At 39.2% G+C, this 15,837-nt stretch carries 17 protein-coding genes and 1 pseudogene; 17 read left to right on the forward strand and 1 reads right to left on the reverse strand.

What is annotated here, in order from left to right; genetic code table 11:
• Positions 1-130: 130 nt before the first annotated feature.
• From RCG25_RS11225 to RCG25_RS11305, 17 genes and pseudogenes are all read left to right on the forward strand, one after another.
• Positions 131-1,561 (forward strand): histidine kinase N-terminal domain-containing protein, encoded by a 1,431-nt coding sequence (locus RCG25_RS11225; RefSeq protein ID WP_308083737.1) that lies wholly within the window; start codon positions 131-133, stop codon positions 1,559-1,561.
• A 2-nt stretch (positions 1,562-1,563) separates the two neighbouring features.
• The gene (locus RCG25_RS11230) at positions 1,564-2,136 is read left to right on the forward strand and encodes an ANTAR domain-containing response regulator (protein WP_308083738.1); all 573 of its coding nucleotides are present in this window, start codon (positions 1,564-1,566) and stop codon (positions 2,134-2,136) included.
• 119 nt (positions 2,137-2,255) lie between these two features.
• Positions 2,256-2,597 carry an ethanolamine utilization microcompartment protein EutS gene (locus tag RCG25_RS11235; protein ID WP_308083739.1) on the forward strand — a complete coding sequence of 114 codons (342 nt, stop codon included), beginning with the start codon at positions 2,256-2,258 and terminating at the stop codon, positions 2,595-2,597.
• A 21-nt stretch (positions 2,598-2,618) separates the two neighbouring features.
• Positions 2,619-3,113 carry a EutP/PduV family microcompartment system protein gene (locus RCG25_RS11240; protein WP_308083740.1) on the forward strand — a complete coding sequence of 165 codons (495 nt, stop codon included), beginning with the start codon at positions 2,619-2,621 and terminating at the stop codon, positions 3,111-3,113.
• Between the two features lie 137 nt (positions 3,114-3,250).
• Positions 3,251-4,717, forward strand: coding sequence for an ethanolamine ammonia-lyase reactivating factor EutA (locus tag RCG25_RS11245; protein ID WP_308083741.1), 1,467 nt, complete (start codon positions 3,251-3,253; stop codon positions 4,715-4,717).
• Positions 4,714-6,090, forward strand: a complete 1,377-nt coding sequence (locus tag RCG25_RS11250; protein WP_308083742.1) for an ethanolamine ammonia-lyase subunit EutB — start codon at positions 4,714-4,716, stop codon at positions 6,088-6,090. The genes RCG25_RS11245 and RCG25_RS11250 overlap by 4 nt, the downstream gene beginning before the upstream one ends.
• A 1-nt stretch (position 6,091) precedes the next feature.
• Positions 6,092-7,054 (forward strand): ethanolamine ammonia-lyase subunit EutC, encoded by a 963-nt coding sequence (gene eutC / locus RCG25_RS11255; protein WP_308083743.1) that lies wholly within the window; start codon positions 6,092-6,094, stop codon positions 7,052-7,054.
• Positions 7,055-7,068: 14 nt separating this feature from the next.
• Positions 7,069-7,722: an ethanolamine utilization microcompartment protein EutL gene (eutL, locus tag RCG25_RS11260; RefSeq protein WP_308083744.1), complete on the forward strand. Its 654-nt coding sequence runs from the start codon at positions 7,069-7,071 to the stop codon at positions 7,720-7,722.
• Positions 7,723-7,759: 37 nt separating this feature from the next.
• The gene (locus tag RCG25_RS11265) at positions 7,760-9,283 is read left to right on the forward strand and encodes an aldehyde dehydrogenase family protein (RefSeq protein ID WP_308083745.1); all 1,524 of its coding nucleotides are present in this window, start codon (positions 7,760-7,762) and stop codon (positions 9,281-9,283) included.
• Positions 9,284-9,299: 16 nt separating this feature from the next.
• Positions 9,300-9,593: an ethanolamine utilization microcompartment protein EutM gene (gene eutM / locus RCG25_RS11270; RefSeq protein ID WP_307287352.1), complete on the forward strand. Its 294-nt coding sequence runs from the start codon at positions 9,300-9,302 to the stop codon at positions 9,591-9,593.
• A gap of 30 nt (positions 9,594-9,623) precedes the next feature.
• Positions 9,624-10,268 (forward strand): annotated as a pseudogene (locus RCG25_RS11275) (phosphate propanoyltransferase); the annotation flags it as partial.
• Positions 10,269-10,508: 240 nt separating this feature from the next.
• Positions 10,509-10,811, forward strand: a complete 303-nt coding sequence (locus RCG25_RS11280) for a EutN/CcmL family microcompartment protein (protein ID WP_308083746.1) — start codon at positions 10,509-10,511, stop codon at positions 10,809-10,811.
• Positions 10,786-11,160, forward strand: a complete 375-nt coding sequence (locus tag RCG25_RS11285; protein WP_308083747.1) for a BMC domain-containing protein — start codon at positions 10,786-10,788, stop codon at positions 11,158-11,160. Before RCG25_RS11280 ends, RCG25_RS11285 begins: the two co-directional genes overlap by 26 nt.
• Positions 11,161-11,211: 51 nt before the next feature.
• Positions 11,212-12,153 carry a malate dehydrogenase gene (gene mdh / locus RCG25_RS11290; protein WP_308083748.1) on the forward strand — a complete coding sequence of 314 codons (942 nt, stop codon included), beginning with the start codon at positions 11,212-11,214 and terminating at the stop codon, positions 12,151-12,153.
• 120 nt (positions 12,154-12,273) lie between these two features.
• Complete coding sequence (eat, locus tag RCG25_RS11295; RefSeq protein WP_308083749.1) at positions 12,274-13,677, forward strand: ethanolamine permease; 1,404 nt, start codon at positions 12,274-12,276, stop codon at positions 13,675-13,677.
• Positions 13,678-13,836: 159 nt separating this feature from the next.
• Entirely contained in the window at positions 13,837-13,995 is a 159-nt protein-coding gene (locus tag RCG25_RS11300) for a hypothetical protein (RefSeq protein ID WP_308083750.1), read from the forward strand.
• Between the two features lie 2 nt (positions 13,996-13,997).
• Positions 13,998-15,533: an amino acid permease gene (locus RCG25_RS11305; protein WP_308083751.1), complete on the forward strand. Its 1,536-nt coding sequence runs from the start codon at positions 13,998-14,000 to the stop codon at positions 15,531-15,533.
• Positions 15,534-15,580: 47 nt separating this feature from the next.
• Here the strand turns inward: RCG25_RS11305 and RCG25_RS11310 are convergent, their stop codons facing one another.
• Positions 15,581-15,817, reverse strand: a complete 237-nt coding sequence (locus tag RCG25_RS11310; protein ID WP_308083752.1) for a hypothetical protein — start codon at positions 15,815-15,817, stop codon at positions 15,581-15,583.
• Positions 15,818-15,837 lie beyond the last annotated feature (20 nt).

Raw genomic sequence — 15,837 nt, forward strand, 5'->3', positions numbered from 1 at the left:
CCAAATGCAGCTTCTTTTTTGTGTTTAGAATATTATTACTTTCCAGAATCTTAATTTGACACTACAAATGATGATATATAAAATATTTAATATATTTAAATACTACTAGTTACTGACAGGGGGTAAATGGATGACAAATCATGAAATAAATGCAGTGTATTCCCTGTGCAAAATACATACAGATCTCTCAGACGATGACATTCAAAAGATAAATGATGTGGTACAAAATCTATCATTAATTGCTGATTTAAATCAAGCAAATGTCTTTATCGATTGTCCAACTAGCGAAAGAAAGCATGCGATTGTGGTAGCGGAGGCTTCACCCACAACAGCTAAATCGGTATACAAAAATCCTGTCGTAGGTAAGTTTGCCTATGAAACGTTTGAACCAGCTGTTTTTTATGCACTTCGAACAGGAAAGCCCATCTTCTTGAACCATGCGTTAACACAAGAAGGGAAAAAAGTAGAGCAGAGTGTGGTGCCTATTGAAGGCATAAATAACCGGGTGATTGGGACGTTAATTATGGAAAAGGATATCAGTGATAAGCTTCAAAACCAAGATAAATTGAAAACGCTAACAGAGGCAAATGAGACTCTAAGTGAGCTTCTGCTCGGAATTGCTGAAAATAGTCCCTTTATCCATGAAGTGATTGAAGAGTCCTTGTTTATCATAGACTCTGAATTACGAATTCAATATGCAAACCCGTCTGCTATGAATCTATTGTTCGAAATGTGTTCCAAAGAGTATAAAAATGGCACTTCCTTTTTAGAATGTTTTCCTAACTTACATGAGGTTTGTTTGCTTCCTGACGAATTACTCATTCAAGAAGTAACGATAAAGAATAAAGTGTTTCAAATGAAAAAGATCGGCCTGGTCCAAAATGATAATAACAGTGGTTCCTTCATTATTTTTCGTGACCTGACTGAACTTAGGGAAAAGGAACGAGAACTTACAGTGAAGACAGTTGCTATTCGCGAAATCCATCACCGTGTGAAAAATAACCTCCAAACTGTTGCAAGCCTATTGCGGCTTCAAATGAGGAGAGGGATTCCAGAAGAAAGCAGGGTTCATTTTATTGAAAGTCTTAATCGGATATTAAGCATTGCTTCTGTATACGAAATCATCCTATCAAATTCTAGTATTGATGATGTTGAGATTTTTAGTTTAATTGAAAAAATAGGCAATATGTTGGTATGTAGTGATGACCATGATAGTAAAAATATTACAATCACATATTCAGGTCCTAAACTTTTAATAAAATCAAATGTTGCTGTCTCTGTTGCATTGGTCATTAATGAACTTATTCAGAATTGTGTTAAACATGCTTTTACTGGATTAAATGAAGGTGAAATTGCTGTAACCATTCAAAATCATACAGCTATGATTAAAGTTCAAGTTCAGGATAATGGTATAGGGTGTCAGTCTACTATGAAGCCGTCTTTAGGTTTGGATATTGTAAAAATGATGATAGAACATGATTTATCAGGTGAATTTACTATCATTGGAACAAGTGAGGGTACTATCGCCACAGTTGAATTCCCCTTAGAAAGGGAGTATTAATCTTGAAAAAACGAATAATGGTAGTAGAAGACGAGTCAATCGTTCGCTTGGATGTTTCACTCATGTTAAAGGATGCGGGGTATGAGGTTGTTGCCGAAGCAGCTGATGGGGAAAAGGCTGTTGAATTAGCTTTTCAACTAAAACCTGATTTAATCATCATGGATATAAAAATGCCAAAGTTGAATGGGCTGAAAGCCAGTGAAATTATTTCTAACAAATTTGATATTCCTATTCTTCTTTTAACTGCTTATAGCCAAAAGGAATATATTGAAAAAGCAAAACAGGCCAATATTTTAGGTTACTTAGTGAAACCCATTTCTGAAGCCAGTTTAATCCCTGCAGTTGAGATCGCTCTAAGGCAGGCAGAAAACACAAGCCTTTACAAAGAAAAAGTAGAAGAAATGAATAAAGAACTGGAAAATCGCAAATTAATTGAAAAAGCAAAAGGAATTTTAATGAAACAATTGAATTTACCAGAAGAAACGGCTTACAATAAGATGAGAAGCATCAGTATGAAAAAACAGCTCCCATTGGAAAAGGTAGCTAAGTACATTCTCTTGAAATACCCCAGTTAGACTGATTGATTACAAGTAAATAACCATAAGCAATGGTGCTTAATAGATTTTATTTTTTAAAAAAAATAAGATCTATTAAGCATTTTTTGTCTTATTGAAAGAAATGGAGAGGTGTTCTCATGAGTGAAGAGAAAAAGAGATTTATTCAAGAATTTGTCCCTGGTAAACAAGTAACATTAAGCCATTTAATTGCAAATCCAGATCCAGATATGTTTGAGAAATTGGGTATCCAGGAAAGTGGTGCATTAGGAATCCTAACATTAACACCGAGTGAAACGGTTATTATTGCCGGAGATATAGCAACAAAGGCAGCAAATGTAAAATTAGGCTTCCTCGATCGCTTTACAGGCAGCTTAGTCATTGTCGGGAATGTATCTGAAGTAGATATGGCCATGAGGGAAATCAACCGGTTTCTTGCTGATACCCTTCACTATACACCAGCGCAAATTACAAAGTCTTAATTTCTGAAAAGGAGAATCCAAATGAAGAATAGAGCAATGTTAATCGGTTCAATTGGTGCAGGAAAATCCACCTTAACAAATGCTCTCCTTGGCCGAGAAGTAAAAGCGGTAAAAACACAATCCCTACTATATTTTGATTGGATTGTGGATACTCCTGGTGAATATAGTGAAAACCCATTTTTTTATAAAAATATCATGGCAACTGCACTTGAGGTTACTCATGTCCTTTATTTACAGGATAGTACGAAGAAAAAGATGATTTTTCCTCATGGGTTTAGTACAGGGATAAATAAACTTCCGATTGGTGTCGTCACAAAGAGTGATTCCGATAAGGCAGATATCGAATTAGCTGTCTCCCTTTTAAAAAAGGTAATGGTGAACAGAGGGCCCATTGTGATTACATCTTCCCTTAAAAATGAGGGGATAGAGGAAATTAAAATGCTGGTGGGCATGAATACGATACAGGAAATGAAGGAGTATATCGACAATCATCCTTCCCCGTATATATTTTTTTGAATGAAAGCCTTTACAGTATTCAGAAAATAAATTATATTATGGTTACACAAATGAATTTACAGGCAAAGGCGCCTCTTTTAAACCATCTAATCTTGGATGGTTTAAAAGGGGCGCCTTTGTTTTTGGGGAGATGGGATATGAAATTTACTAGCCCACATAAAGAAGAAATGATCAGTGCTGGAATTGATATCGGAACGAGTACAACTAAAGTAGTGATTAGTAAGTTTACATTGATGAATATGGCTGGCGGGGCACATGTTCCTCGCATCGAGATAATTGATAAGCAGGTCGTTTATCGCAGTCCCATTTATCGAACACCACTTCTTTCTCCAACATCAATTGATATCGGGAAGATTGAGGCATTAGTAAAAGATGAATATAAAAAAGCAAGGGTTGAGCCTAAAGATATTAAAACCGGGGCTGTCATCATTACGGGAGAAACAGCAACGAAGACAAATGCAGAAGTAATGATCCACCAGCTATCGGATCATGCCGGTGAATTTTTGGTAGCCACAGCCGGACCAGATCTAGAAGGGATCATTGCTGCAAAGGGTTCTGGTGCCTATGAGTACTCGAAATCATCAGGAAAAGTCACTGCCAATATTGATATCGGTGGAGGAACAGCAAATATAGCCGTTTATAAATCAGGGCGACTTTGTGGCACTTGTACACTCCATATAGGCGGTAGACTTATAGAATTTCATGACTCAAAAATCAAAAGTATTTCTCCACCTGTGAAGAATCTGCTTAATCATTGGGGGACAATCATAAATGAGGGACAATCCATAAGTGTAAATCAAATAAAGAGAATTACTGATTTTATGGCTGATGTGATTGGAAGGATGCTACAAAAGTCGCTTACGAAAGAAGATCAATTCCTTTTATTAGGTCATGAACCTAATTGGCAGGAAGATGTAGAGGCTATTATGTTTTCAGGAGGAGTTGGTGAATGTATCTATCGTTATGAAGACGAGTCTGCTAACCCAGCCCAATATGATGACATCGGCATGGTACTGGCTGCTTCCTTGAAAGAAAACAAGCTCTTACATAAATGGTCATGGGTCAAGCCGGAGGAAACTGTAAGGGCAACCGTCTTAGGTGCAGGGTTGCAAACAACGGAAATCAGCGGGGCGACCATTGAAGTAGATAGTAGCCAATTGCCTCTTAAGAATTTGCCGGTTTTTCAAATCCGATTTGACAAAAATTTTAACGAGGTAGTGGATTCTATTTCGAAAAAGGTGACAGAAGCAATTGAACTATATGATCCCCAGAAGGAAGGTCAGAATTTTGCCCTATATTTTTCGAATCTACCCTATTTACGCTTTCGAGAAATTGACGCATGGGCAGAATCCATCCTTCAAGGGTTAAAGCAAAAACCTAATCGATCGCAGCCCGTGGTCCTTGTTTTAGATAGAGATTATGCAAAAGTACTCGGACAAACGATTAATCGGAAAGATTCTTCGCAATCGGTCATTTGCATAGATCAAATTACCGTTGAAAATGGTGACTATTTAGACATTGGGCGCGTACTAGAATCAGATGTCGTTCCGGTTATCATAAAAACCTTAACATTCCAGAATGAAGAAAGGAGGACTTTCAGGTGAGATTAAAGACGAATTATTTCGGCACAGTCTACCAATTTTCCTCATTAAAGGACTTATTTGCAAAAGCAAACGAAGAAAAATCAGGTGACCGCTTAGCAGGTCTTTCAGCAGAAACCGTACAAGAGCGTATAGCTGCAAAGGAAGTATTAAGCAACCTAACACTTCATGATATTAGGGAGAATCCACTACTATCTCCTGATGAAGATGAAGTCTCACGCATTATTGAAGGTCAAATCAATGAACCAATCTATCAATCGATTAAAAATTGGTCCGTTTCCGAGCTTAGGGAGTATATCCTAAATGATACAACCACTGGTGAAGATTTAAAGCGGTTAAGCAGAGGTTTAAATAGTGAGATGATCGCTGCAGTTGCGAAAGTTATGTCCAATTTAGACTTGGTTCATGCAGCAAACAAGATTGAGATTCTATCAAAATGTAATATTACGATTGGTCAAAAAGGAGTACTTGCTTCAAGACTACAGCCTAACCATCCAACAGACAATGTTGAGGGAATGATGGCATCAATGAAAGAAGGTCTTTCCTATGGAATTGGTGATGCGGTCATTGGAATCAACCCCGTAGATGATTCAGTAGAGAGTGTAAAGAGACTGCTACACGCTACCCATGACTTCATTCAAAAATGGGAAATACCGACACAAAACTGTGTGCTAGCCCATGTCACTGCTCAGATGAAAGCACTTCAGCAAGGAGCTCCTGCAGATATGATTTTCCAAAGTATCGCAGGAACCGAAGCCGCTAACCGTTCATTTGGTATTACTGCTTCCCTACTAGAAGAAGCTAATGAAATGGCTAAGGTATATGGAACTGGAACAGGGCCACAGCGTATGTATTTTGAGACGGGTCAAGGCTCTGAGTTATCGGCAGAAGCACATTATGGCATCGATCAAATGACCTTAGAATCACGTAATTATGGCTTTGCTCGATACTTTGATCCATATATCGTAAACACAGTAGTTGGATTTATTGGGCCGGAATATTTGTACAACAATAAACAGGTAATCCGAGCAGGGTTAGAAGACCACTTTATGGGCAAAATGCATGGGATTCCGATGGGAGTAGATATTTGTTATACAAACCATATAAAAGCAGATCAAAATGATATTGAGGATTTGGGTGTGCTTTTAACCGCTGCTGGAGTGAATTTTATCATTGCTGCACCAATGGGTGATGATTGCATGTTGAATTACCAGTCCTTAAGTTATCACGATGTGGCAACCTTAAGACAAACATTGAATAAGCGCCCTGCTCCATTGTTCGAAGAGTGGCTTGAAAAGATGGGGATTTTTGAAAATGGCAAGTTAAGTAAAAAAGCAGGAGATCCAACTATTTTTTCAAGGGTAGGAGGTGTATAGAATGAATCCTGAATTAGTTGAACAAATTACCAAATTAATATATGAAAAATTACAATCACAAACTGTGGTGACCGATGAACAGACGTCATCAGAAGTAGAGGTGAAGTTTTGGAACCATAATGCAGATGGTCAATCACACACTTCTGCGAGTGATAACTATCAACCAATAAAAGAAAAGATGTATCAAACCCTACAAGATGAAATTGAAGAAATTAACTTAGAATCAAAGCCTGTTATTGGAATTGAATCCCCATTTGATAAAGATGAGTTAGAATCTTTGATTAGTAAGACACCTGCAAGAATTGGGGTGGGGAGAGCGGGACTAAGACCTAAAACGAATACCTGGTTGAAGTTTCGTTACGATCATGCAGCTGCGGTGGATGCCGTGTACGGTGATGTAAATCCCGGTTTATTAGAAAGTTTATCGCTGTTTAAAGTTAACACAAAGGTAGCTGACAAAGAAGTGTATGTAAGACGTCCTGATTTTGGGCGCAAGCTTTCTGAAGAAGCTAAGCAACTGATTACACAAAAATGCAAAAAATCTCCGACCGTTCAAATCATTGTATCAGATGGTTTAAGTTCAAAGGCGATTGATGAAAACTTAGAGGATGTTTATTTATCTCTTAATCAAGCACTACAAGGTTTAGGGCTTGATGTTGGAACACCTTTTTTTATTGAAAAAGGAAGAGTAGCTGCCATGGATGATGTTGGTGAGCTGTTAAATCCAAAAGTGATTGTGTACTTGATTGGTGAGCGTCCAGGTCTTGTGAGTGCAGAATCTCTTAGTGCCTATCTATGCTATGAACCGCGCTTAGGGACAATTGAGGCGGACCGAATGGTTGTATCAAATATTCATAAAGGTGGAATCCCGCCGGTTGAAGCGGGTGCCTACCTAGGTACGGTCATTCAAAAAATATTAAAATATCAAGCTAGTGGAGTTTCGCTAGTTCAAAAAGAACAATAAGGGAGGACTTGTTTGTGACCTTAGAGCGAATTCATGCAGAAATTTTAGCTGTCCGAATTATCCCAAACGTAGACTCCGCCCTGGCCGAGCAATTTCAACTACAGCCCAATCATCGAAGCCTCGCTATTTTTACTTCCACCATCGATGATGTTGGTTATACAGCATTAGATGAGGCTACAAAAAGAGCGGATGTAGAGGTTGTTTATGCTCGCTCATTCTATGCGGGTTCTGCACATTCCTCTGGACCATTATCAGGTGAAATGATCGGCATCCTAGCTGGTCCAACACCAGATGAAGTGAAAAGTGGAATGGAGGCGGTCTTCCAGACAGCTGAAAACGATGCTTTTTTCGAAGCGGTAAATGAGGATAAAAGCCATGCGTTGTATGCACATGTGGTAGCAAGGACGGGAAGCTATTTATCGAAAGAAGCTGGAATCAATCAAGGGGAAGCACTTGCTTACTTGATTGCTCCGCCACTCGAGGCGGTTTATGGAATTGATGCAGCGGTAAAGGCAGCAGATGTAAAGTTAGTTAAATTTTTTGGTCCGCCATCAGAAACGAACTTTGGAGGGGGGCTACTGACGGGTTCGCAATCAGCCTGTCAGGCAGCAGCAGATGCGTTCCGTGAAGTCATTCTTGATATCAGCAGAAATCCAAGACAAATTTAACTAACTACTATTTTTTAAAGAAAGGTGTGTATCCCAGGTGCAGTTTGACCATGATTTACAATCAATCCAAGAAATGCGGGATGCCCTTCAAAAAGCAAAGGAAGCGCAACAGAAGTACATGGCGTTTTCACAAGAGCAAGTCGACGCAATCGTGAAGCGAGTAGCGGAGGCTGCTTTTGCTAAATCATTGGAATTAGCAAAGTTTGCGGTTGAAGAAACTAGAATGGGTATTGTTGAACACAAACGAATGAAAAATGATGTCGGATCAATGGCTGTATACCAATCTATCAAGAATGAAAAGACAGTTGGCATTATTAAAGAGGACCATGTTAACAAAGTAGTAGAAGTGGCGGCACCATTTGGAGTAATCGCTGGTATAATTCCAACGACCAATCCAACTTCGACGGCTATCTTTAAAGCATTAATTAGCTTGAAAACAAGAAATGGAATAGTTTTTAGCCCACACCCTAGAGCAGTTAAATGTACGATAGCTGCATTGGAAATTTGCTTGGAGGCAGCTAAAGAGGCAGGAGCACCTGATGGGATTATCGGCTGGATCTCTAAACCAACAATGGCAGCAACGACGGAATTAATGAAACATCGTGACATTGATTTAATCCTCGCAACGGGTGGAAAAGATTTAGTCCGGGCGGCTTATAGCTCAGGAAAACCAGCTTATGGGGTAGGTCCTGGCAATGTTCCGGTATATGTTGAAAAATCAGCAGATATAGCAAAAGCTATGAAAATGATTGTGGAAAGTAAATCATTTGACCATGGTACGATTTGCGCAACAGAACAAGCTATGGTGGTTGATCGCAATGTCCAGCAGTTGGCGATTAGAGAACTAAAGAAAAATGGCGCATATTTGTTGGATGATCAAGAAAAAGTTAAATTAGAAAAAGTCATTTCACCTATTCCAGGAAAATTAAATCCTAATATTGTGGGACAAAGCGCATTGAAAATTGCGGAAATGGCTGGGATTACTGTCCCAGCGGATACGAGAATTTTAGTTGCTGAAGAAAGAAAAGTGGGGAAAGACGTACCATTTTCAATAGAAAAGCTTTCACCCATCCTAGCTCTATACACAGCGGATAGTTATCATCAGGCAAAAGAAATATGCTTAAGCTTGCTAAACCTTGGCGGGAGAGGACATAGTTTATCCCTACACACGAATGATGACAAGGTAGCAAGGGAATTTGCCTTAGAAATGCCGGTTTCAAGGTTGATGGTAAACACGCTCTCCTCAATTGGGGCGGTAGGTGCTACAACTGGGCTCGTGCCATCATTGACACTTGGCTGTGGATCTTTTGGAGGCAATATTACTTCAGACAATGTATCTGCCAAGCATTTAATCAATATAAAAAGAATGGCATATGGAACGAAAGAGGTCATCATTCCAAAGCAAGAAAATCAACCTAGTCAAACAAAATCAGAATCAAAGGAAAATGTATCTGAAATTGTTGAACAGGTTTTAAAACAAGTAAATATCGCAGGAAATGTAGATCCAAATTTGATTTCTGAAATGGTGAATCAAGTTTTAAAAAAATATCAAATGAACTAATTAGGAGGAATGGACAATGGCAAGAGAGTTAACAGCATTAGGAATGGTTGAAACAAAAGGGTTAGTGGCATCAATTGAGGCAGCAGACGCAATGGTAAAAGCTGCAAACGTCAACCTTATTGGAAAAGTTCAGGTTGGAGGAGGCCTTGTAACTGTATTTGTACGCGGGGACGTAGGTGCGGTAAAGGCAGCAACAGATGCTGGTGCTGCAGCTGCACAACGTGTTGGGGAGCTTTTATCTGTACACGTCATTCCTCGTCCACACAATGAATTGGAAAGCATTTTACCAAAATTAGAAGCTGAACTCTAATCTTTAGCTTACTAGGTTAGGAGATAAGTGATGAATAATCAGGCCATTCAAATGATCGTGGAAGAGGTCATTCAGCAATTTTTGAATAAAAATTCGGTGACTCGTAACATTCCGATGGCTGTTTCCGCCCGACACTGTCATGTAAGTCAAAGTGATTTAGAGGTGCTATTTGGTAAAGGATATGAATTAACTAAAAAAGCTGATTTATCACAACCAGGTCAGTTTGCTGCAAATGAAACGGTGATGATTGCTGGACCAAGGGGTTCTATTGAAAAGGTCAGAATTCTTGGTCCTGCCCGTTCGCTCACTCAAGTAGAAGTAAGTAAAACAGATTCGGTTAAATTGGGAGTAAAACCTCCGATTCGTGAATCTGGAAATATAAAAGAATCTGCTTCTATTACACTAGTTGGCCCAAAAGGAAGTATTTTAAAAAAAGAAGGTCTTATTATAGCCCAGGCACACATCCATATGACACCTGAAGATGCATTGAATTTTGGTGTGGAGAATGGAGAATATGTCCGGATTAAAACGGGCGATGAACGTCCTCTATCCTTTGAAAAAGTACTCATTCGTGTGTCTGCTAGATATAAGTTGGAGATGCATATTGATACGGATGAAGCCAATGCCGGTCTGATTACTAGCGGAGATGTGGGTATTCTAGAGAAATATGAGGAAATGGACGAGGTAAAGAAAGAAAGTTTTGTCAAACTACCCGAAAAGCAAACGGCTATTGAGCAACTTAATGAACCAGTCGTCTTTGAGAATAAGCTTTTATCACAAAGAGATGTACAAACATGGAAGGACCACACAATTACGATAAATAAGCGTACAATTGTAACTCCTTTAGCACGTGATACCGCAAGAGAGTTAGGGAAAACCATCAAAGTAATTGACTAACGATGGGAGATGATTTTTTTGCAAGTAGGTACAGTAATTGGAAATGTATGGGCGACTAGAAAGGAAGACCATTTAACTGGATTGAAATTTTTATTTGTGCAGCCAGAGCTTCCTAACGGTTCGCCAATTCAAACCCCCTTTATTGCTGTAGACCGAATAGGTGCAGGTGTTGGGGACAAGGTGATGGTAACTTTAGGTAGTGCTGCAACGAATATGGCTGCAGAGACTAGTCTACCTATCGATGCTCTTATTATCGGTATAATTGATTCGATAGACGTTACAGGAGGTGCCGAGCATGGCGAAGGCATTAGGAATGATTGAAACAAGAGGGTTAATTGCCTCCATCGTGGCTGCAGATGCAATGGTAAAAGCGGCCGATGTCAGGCTCATAAAGAAAGAAAAGGTAGATGCAGGCCTTGTGGCTGTATTAGTGGAAGGTGATGTAGGAGCCGTGCAGGCTGCCGTTGATGCAGGCAAGTATGCAGCAGCTAAGGCAGGAGTGCTGGTTTCCGCACATGTGATTCCACGTCCTGATGATGGTGTAGGAGTGATTCTTGCAGAGCAGCCAAAAAAGGATCAAGAAATATCGAGAACAAATAAAAAGGATACAAAAGCAAAATCAATTTCTCCTAAAGTTGATTCTACACAAGAAGAACCTCCAAGCAACTAAACTATTAATCTGAAAATCTACCATGAGTATAGAAAATGGGGGGAGAAGAAATTGGCTTTCAAACGGAGAAAAATTGCAGTAATCGGAGCAGGCTTTACCGGTGCAACGGCTGCATTGATGCTTGCTCAGAAAGAATTAGGTGACGTGGTTTTAGTAGATATTCCAGCTCAAAGTGATCCAACCAAAGGGAAAGCACTCGATATGTTAGAAGCAAGTCCTGTGCAGGGATTTAATGCAAATATTACTGGAACGTCAAATTACGAGGATATCCAAGATGCTGACTTAGTGCTTATTACAGCAGGGATTGCTCGGAAACCGGGAATGAGCCGCGACGACTTAGTGTCAACAAATGCTAAAATTATCGAGCAAGTATCAGAAAACGTGAAAAAGTTTGCGCCTAATAGTTACATTATAGTTCTAAGTAATCCGGTGGATGCAATGACGTATGTATGCTATAAAACGACCGGGTTTCCAAAGAATCGTGTAATCGGTCAATCAGGTGTATTAGATACAGCCCGTTTTAACACATTTGTAGCCCAGGAATTGAATGTATCAGTTGAGGACATTTCTGGGTTTGTACTTGGTGGTCACGGGGATGATATGGTACCTTTAGTACGCTTTTCCTATGCTGGAGGAATCCCACTTGATAAAATTCTCCCACCGCATCGGATTGAAGCAATTGTAGAAAGAACGCGTAAGGGCGGCGGTGAGATTGTCAATTTACTTGGACAAGGAAGTGCTTATTATGCTCCTGCCGCATCAATGGTCCAAATGGCAGAGGCCATTCTTAAAGACAAAAAGCGCATTTTACCATCCATCGCTTATTTAGAAGGTGAATATGGATATCATGATCTTTATTTAGGGGTTCCGACCATTCTTGGCGGGGATGGAATAGAAAGTATTATTGAGATCCCGTTAACTCCTGAAGAGAAATCTGCATTAGATAAATCTGCACAATCCGTCCGAAATGTTATGACTATTTTTAACAAGTAGTTCAAGTCTATTAATATTGTAGAATAAGGTATACATTCTCCTACGAAAAATTTTCAGAAAAAGACCAAACAATAGTGGAAGCTTTAAATTCAAAAATGTTCTTAAAAGGGGACGATCTTATTGGAGAAGGAAAAAAACCAATTGCATAAAAGTCTGAAGCCTATCCATTTATGGGGTATTGCTGTGGGTATGGTTATTTCTGGGCAGTATTTTGGTTGGAATTACGGGTTCGAACAAGGGGGAACCATTGGCCTTGCTATTGCAGCACTTATAATTACTGTGTTCTATACAACTTTTATTTTTAGTTATTCTGAGTTATCCACTTCTATTCCACATGCTGGTGGGCCATCTGCTTATGCAAGGAAAGCAATGGGGCCATTTATGGGGTTTGTAACAGGTATAGCCTGTTTACTTGAATTTGTATTTGCTCCACCAGCAATTGCTGTTTCAGTGGGTGCATACATTAACTTCTTAGTCCCTAGCATTAATGCCGTTTATGCGACTGTTGGGATGTTTATTTTGTTTATTTTAGTCAACCTCATTGGGGTAAAGGGAGCTGCAATCATTGAATTGGTAGCTACTATTATGGCCCTTATCGGTTTAGCAATTTATTATGTAGCAGGGTTACCACATGTACAGACATCTAATATTTTTAATGAAACAGCCTTCTCAAATGGCTGGTCTGGGGTTATGGCTGCAATTCCTTTTGCCATTTGGTTCTTCCTAGCTATTGAAGGCGGTGCGATGGCCGCTGAAGAAGTTCGTGATCCTAAGAAGGATATTCCAAAAGGATTCATTTCAGGTATTTTAACTCTAGGTGTTGCCACGGTTTTAACATTATTCGTAACGGCTGGTCTTGGTGGAGGAACTGGCAAGCCGGCGGATTACCCGCTTCCACAAGCCTTATCCAGCGTGTACGGTGAAGGTAGTATCATTCCTATTACTGTTGCGATTATTGGACTCTTTGGTTTAATTGCCAGCTTACATGGAATTATTATTGGATTCTCCCGCCAGACGTTTGCCTTGGCAAGAGCAGGGTACTTACCGAAATTCCTTTCTAATCTTTCGAAAAGAGGCGTACCGCACTGGGGTCTTATTGTACCAGGTGCAATTGGTGTCATTGCTGCCGGTTCTGCTAATTTTGCAAATGCACTAATTATCCTTTCTGTTTTTGGTGCGATTACCATGTACTGCTTAAGTATGATTTCATTATTTGTGTTAAGAAAGAAAGAACCAAATATGGAGAGACCATTCAAAGTAAGTTATCCAGTTGTACCAGCGATTGCACTTATTTTAGGCGTGTTTTCTTTCTTCTGTGTTGTTAAATATAGTGTTCTAACTACAGCTTTACCATTGTTTGGAGTAGAACTTCCATTAGGTTATGTCATTTTATCCATCTTTGGAGTAGCGCTTGTCTACTATTTCTTAGTAGGTTCGAAAAATCTACGCCCAATGTCAGAAGAATTTGTATCCATAGAAGATATTACTTCACATGAAGAATTAAAGGATGTTGTAAACAGATAATAACATATAATTTTCGAGTAAATTGAGCAGTCTCTATGAGGGCTGCTTTTTCTATTCTATGATTTATAATGAATATAATCTAATTTTTCAGAATAATTATAGTAATAACTTGACCCATTTAGGTCTTGGTTTAAACCTTATTAAAGGAGGTGACCGTGGATGGAGGTGTTAATAGGAATCGCTTTAGTCATCATTACACTGGCAGTTGGTTCGGCTATTGGCCTGAGAGCGAATAAAAATGTAAGAGCTTTTAAAGAGGAAGAACATGAGATTTTCGTGGGAAGTGATAAAAAAGTCAAAGCACGAAAGGAGATGTAACTATGAAAAATAAAGACCAACAAATGCTGGCTGATAAAAAACAGCTAAATCGCTATGGATATGCACAAGAACTACTTCGTGATATGGGTGGATTTTCAAACTTTGCCATTTCATTTTCAATCATTTCTATTTTAACAGGTGCTGTTTCTCTATATGGCCATGGATTACTGTATGGGGGACCTGGAATGATGGGATTTGGCTGGACCATCGTTGCCTTTTTTGTACTATTAATTGCGGCCTCTTTATCTGAACTTGCTTCAGCGATTCCAACAGCAGGTGCTTTATATCACTGGGCTGCTGCCTTAAAGGGTACGAGAATTGGCTGGTATACTGCCTGGATCAATTTAATTGGTCAAATCGGAATTGTAGCAGGGATTGATTATTCTGTAGCCTTATTCGCTGATCCACTCCTAGCAACCATCTTCAATTATTCTTCTACCGATACTACCATCCTAATTGTTTTTGGCATCGTCCTCCTCTTACACGGAATCCTAAACCATGTGGGCATTAAAATAGTTGCTAAATTAAATGACTTCTCGGCATGGTATCATATGATTGTTGTTGCTATTTTGGTCGTAAGTCTTGCCTTTTTTACAAAAGATGGGCTGCAGCCACTTGACTATTTATTCCAAGTTGGAACAACCTTCTCAGATAAGCCCTATTTTCTTGCCTTTTTAATCGGATTATTGCAAGCACAATGGACCTTTACAGGCTATGATGCATCTGCTCATACGATTGAAGAGACGGTTCACCCTAGGGTAAGGGCACCCTGGGGAATCTTTAACTCAGTTGCTTTTTCGTTCGTTTTTGGTTTTATCATGCTCTCATTTGTTACTCTTTCCATTCATGATGCGAATGGTGCGGTAAACTCAGATAATGCCTTCATCTACGTTATCAGCCAAGCATTAGGTGGAACGTTTGGAAATATTGTTCTTTGGCTCGTTACCTTTGCCATGTTCTTTTGCGGTCTCTCATCAATTACTTCCTTTTCACGCATGATGTATGCTTTTTCGCGAGATAAGGGAATGCCTTTTAGCAGGCACTGGGCGGAAATTAGCCGAAAGTATCGGACCCCTGCGAAAGCAATTTGGCTTTCAGTTATTCTTTCTTTTGTCTTAGCTTTAATCGATTATATTACGAAATTAGTCAATCCCAATGTAGGGTATTCTACAATCGCATTTTTAACTGCTGTGAGTGTAGTTGGTTTATATGTGGCTTACGGAATTCCTATTCTTCTGAAATTAAGGGCCGAATCAAGAGGGATTTTCTTACCTAAACATTACGGTCCGTGGAGTTTAGGAAAATGGAGCAAACCAATTAATGTAATTAGTTTAATCTGGATTCTCTTTATATGTATCATCATGGTGATTCCACCAAATCAAATGGCTGCCTACGCCCTAGGAGGCATGTTTGTCATTCTAATCATCATGGACTTGGGTTATTACAAAAAACACTTTAAAGGACCTCAAGCTGCATTAGAAAAATCAGTTGAAGAAATAAAACGATTGGAAGATGAATTCGAACATGAACATGAGTAGGATTATGCAAAGAAGTGCCCTTTTTGGATAGGGCACTTCTTTTTGCTTTAGCGAAATGGTGCTTGGTTTTTATATACATAGATTTTCTCTGCGATAAAACTGAGGAATATACCAATAATAAACGGAACTAAGGAACCTGTTTCAATGTAGAAACTATTTACACTTAGCTCATATTTATGATGAAACATTAACCATTCTATCTTAAAGAGATGCCCAATTGCATACAAAAGGCCAGTTGCTATTACAAACGTAGAAAAACCGACTAGAAATTTCTTAAACTTCATATTTACCCTCCATTCTGTTT

Origin of the sequence: Neobacillus sp. PS2-9 (assembly GCF_030915525.1) — a bacterium.
Lineage (GTDB): Bacteria > Bacillota > Bacilli > Bacillales > Cytobacillaceae > Neobacillus.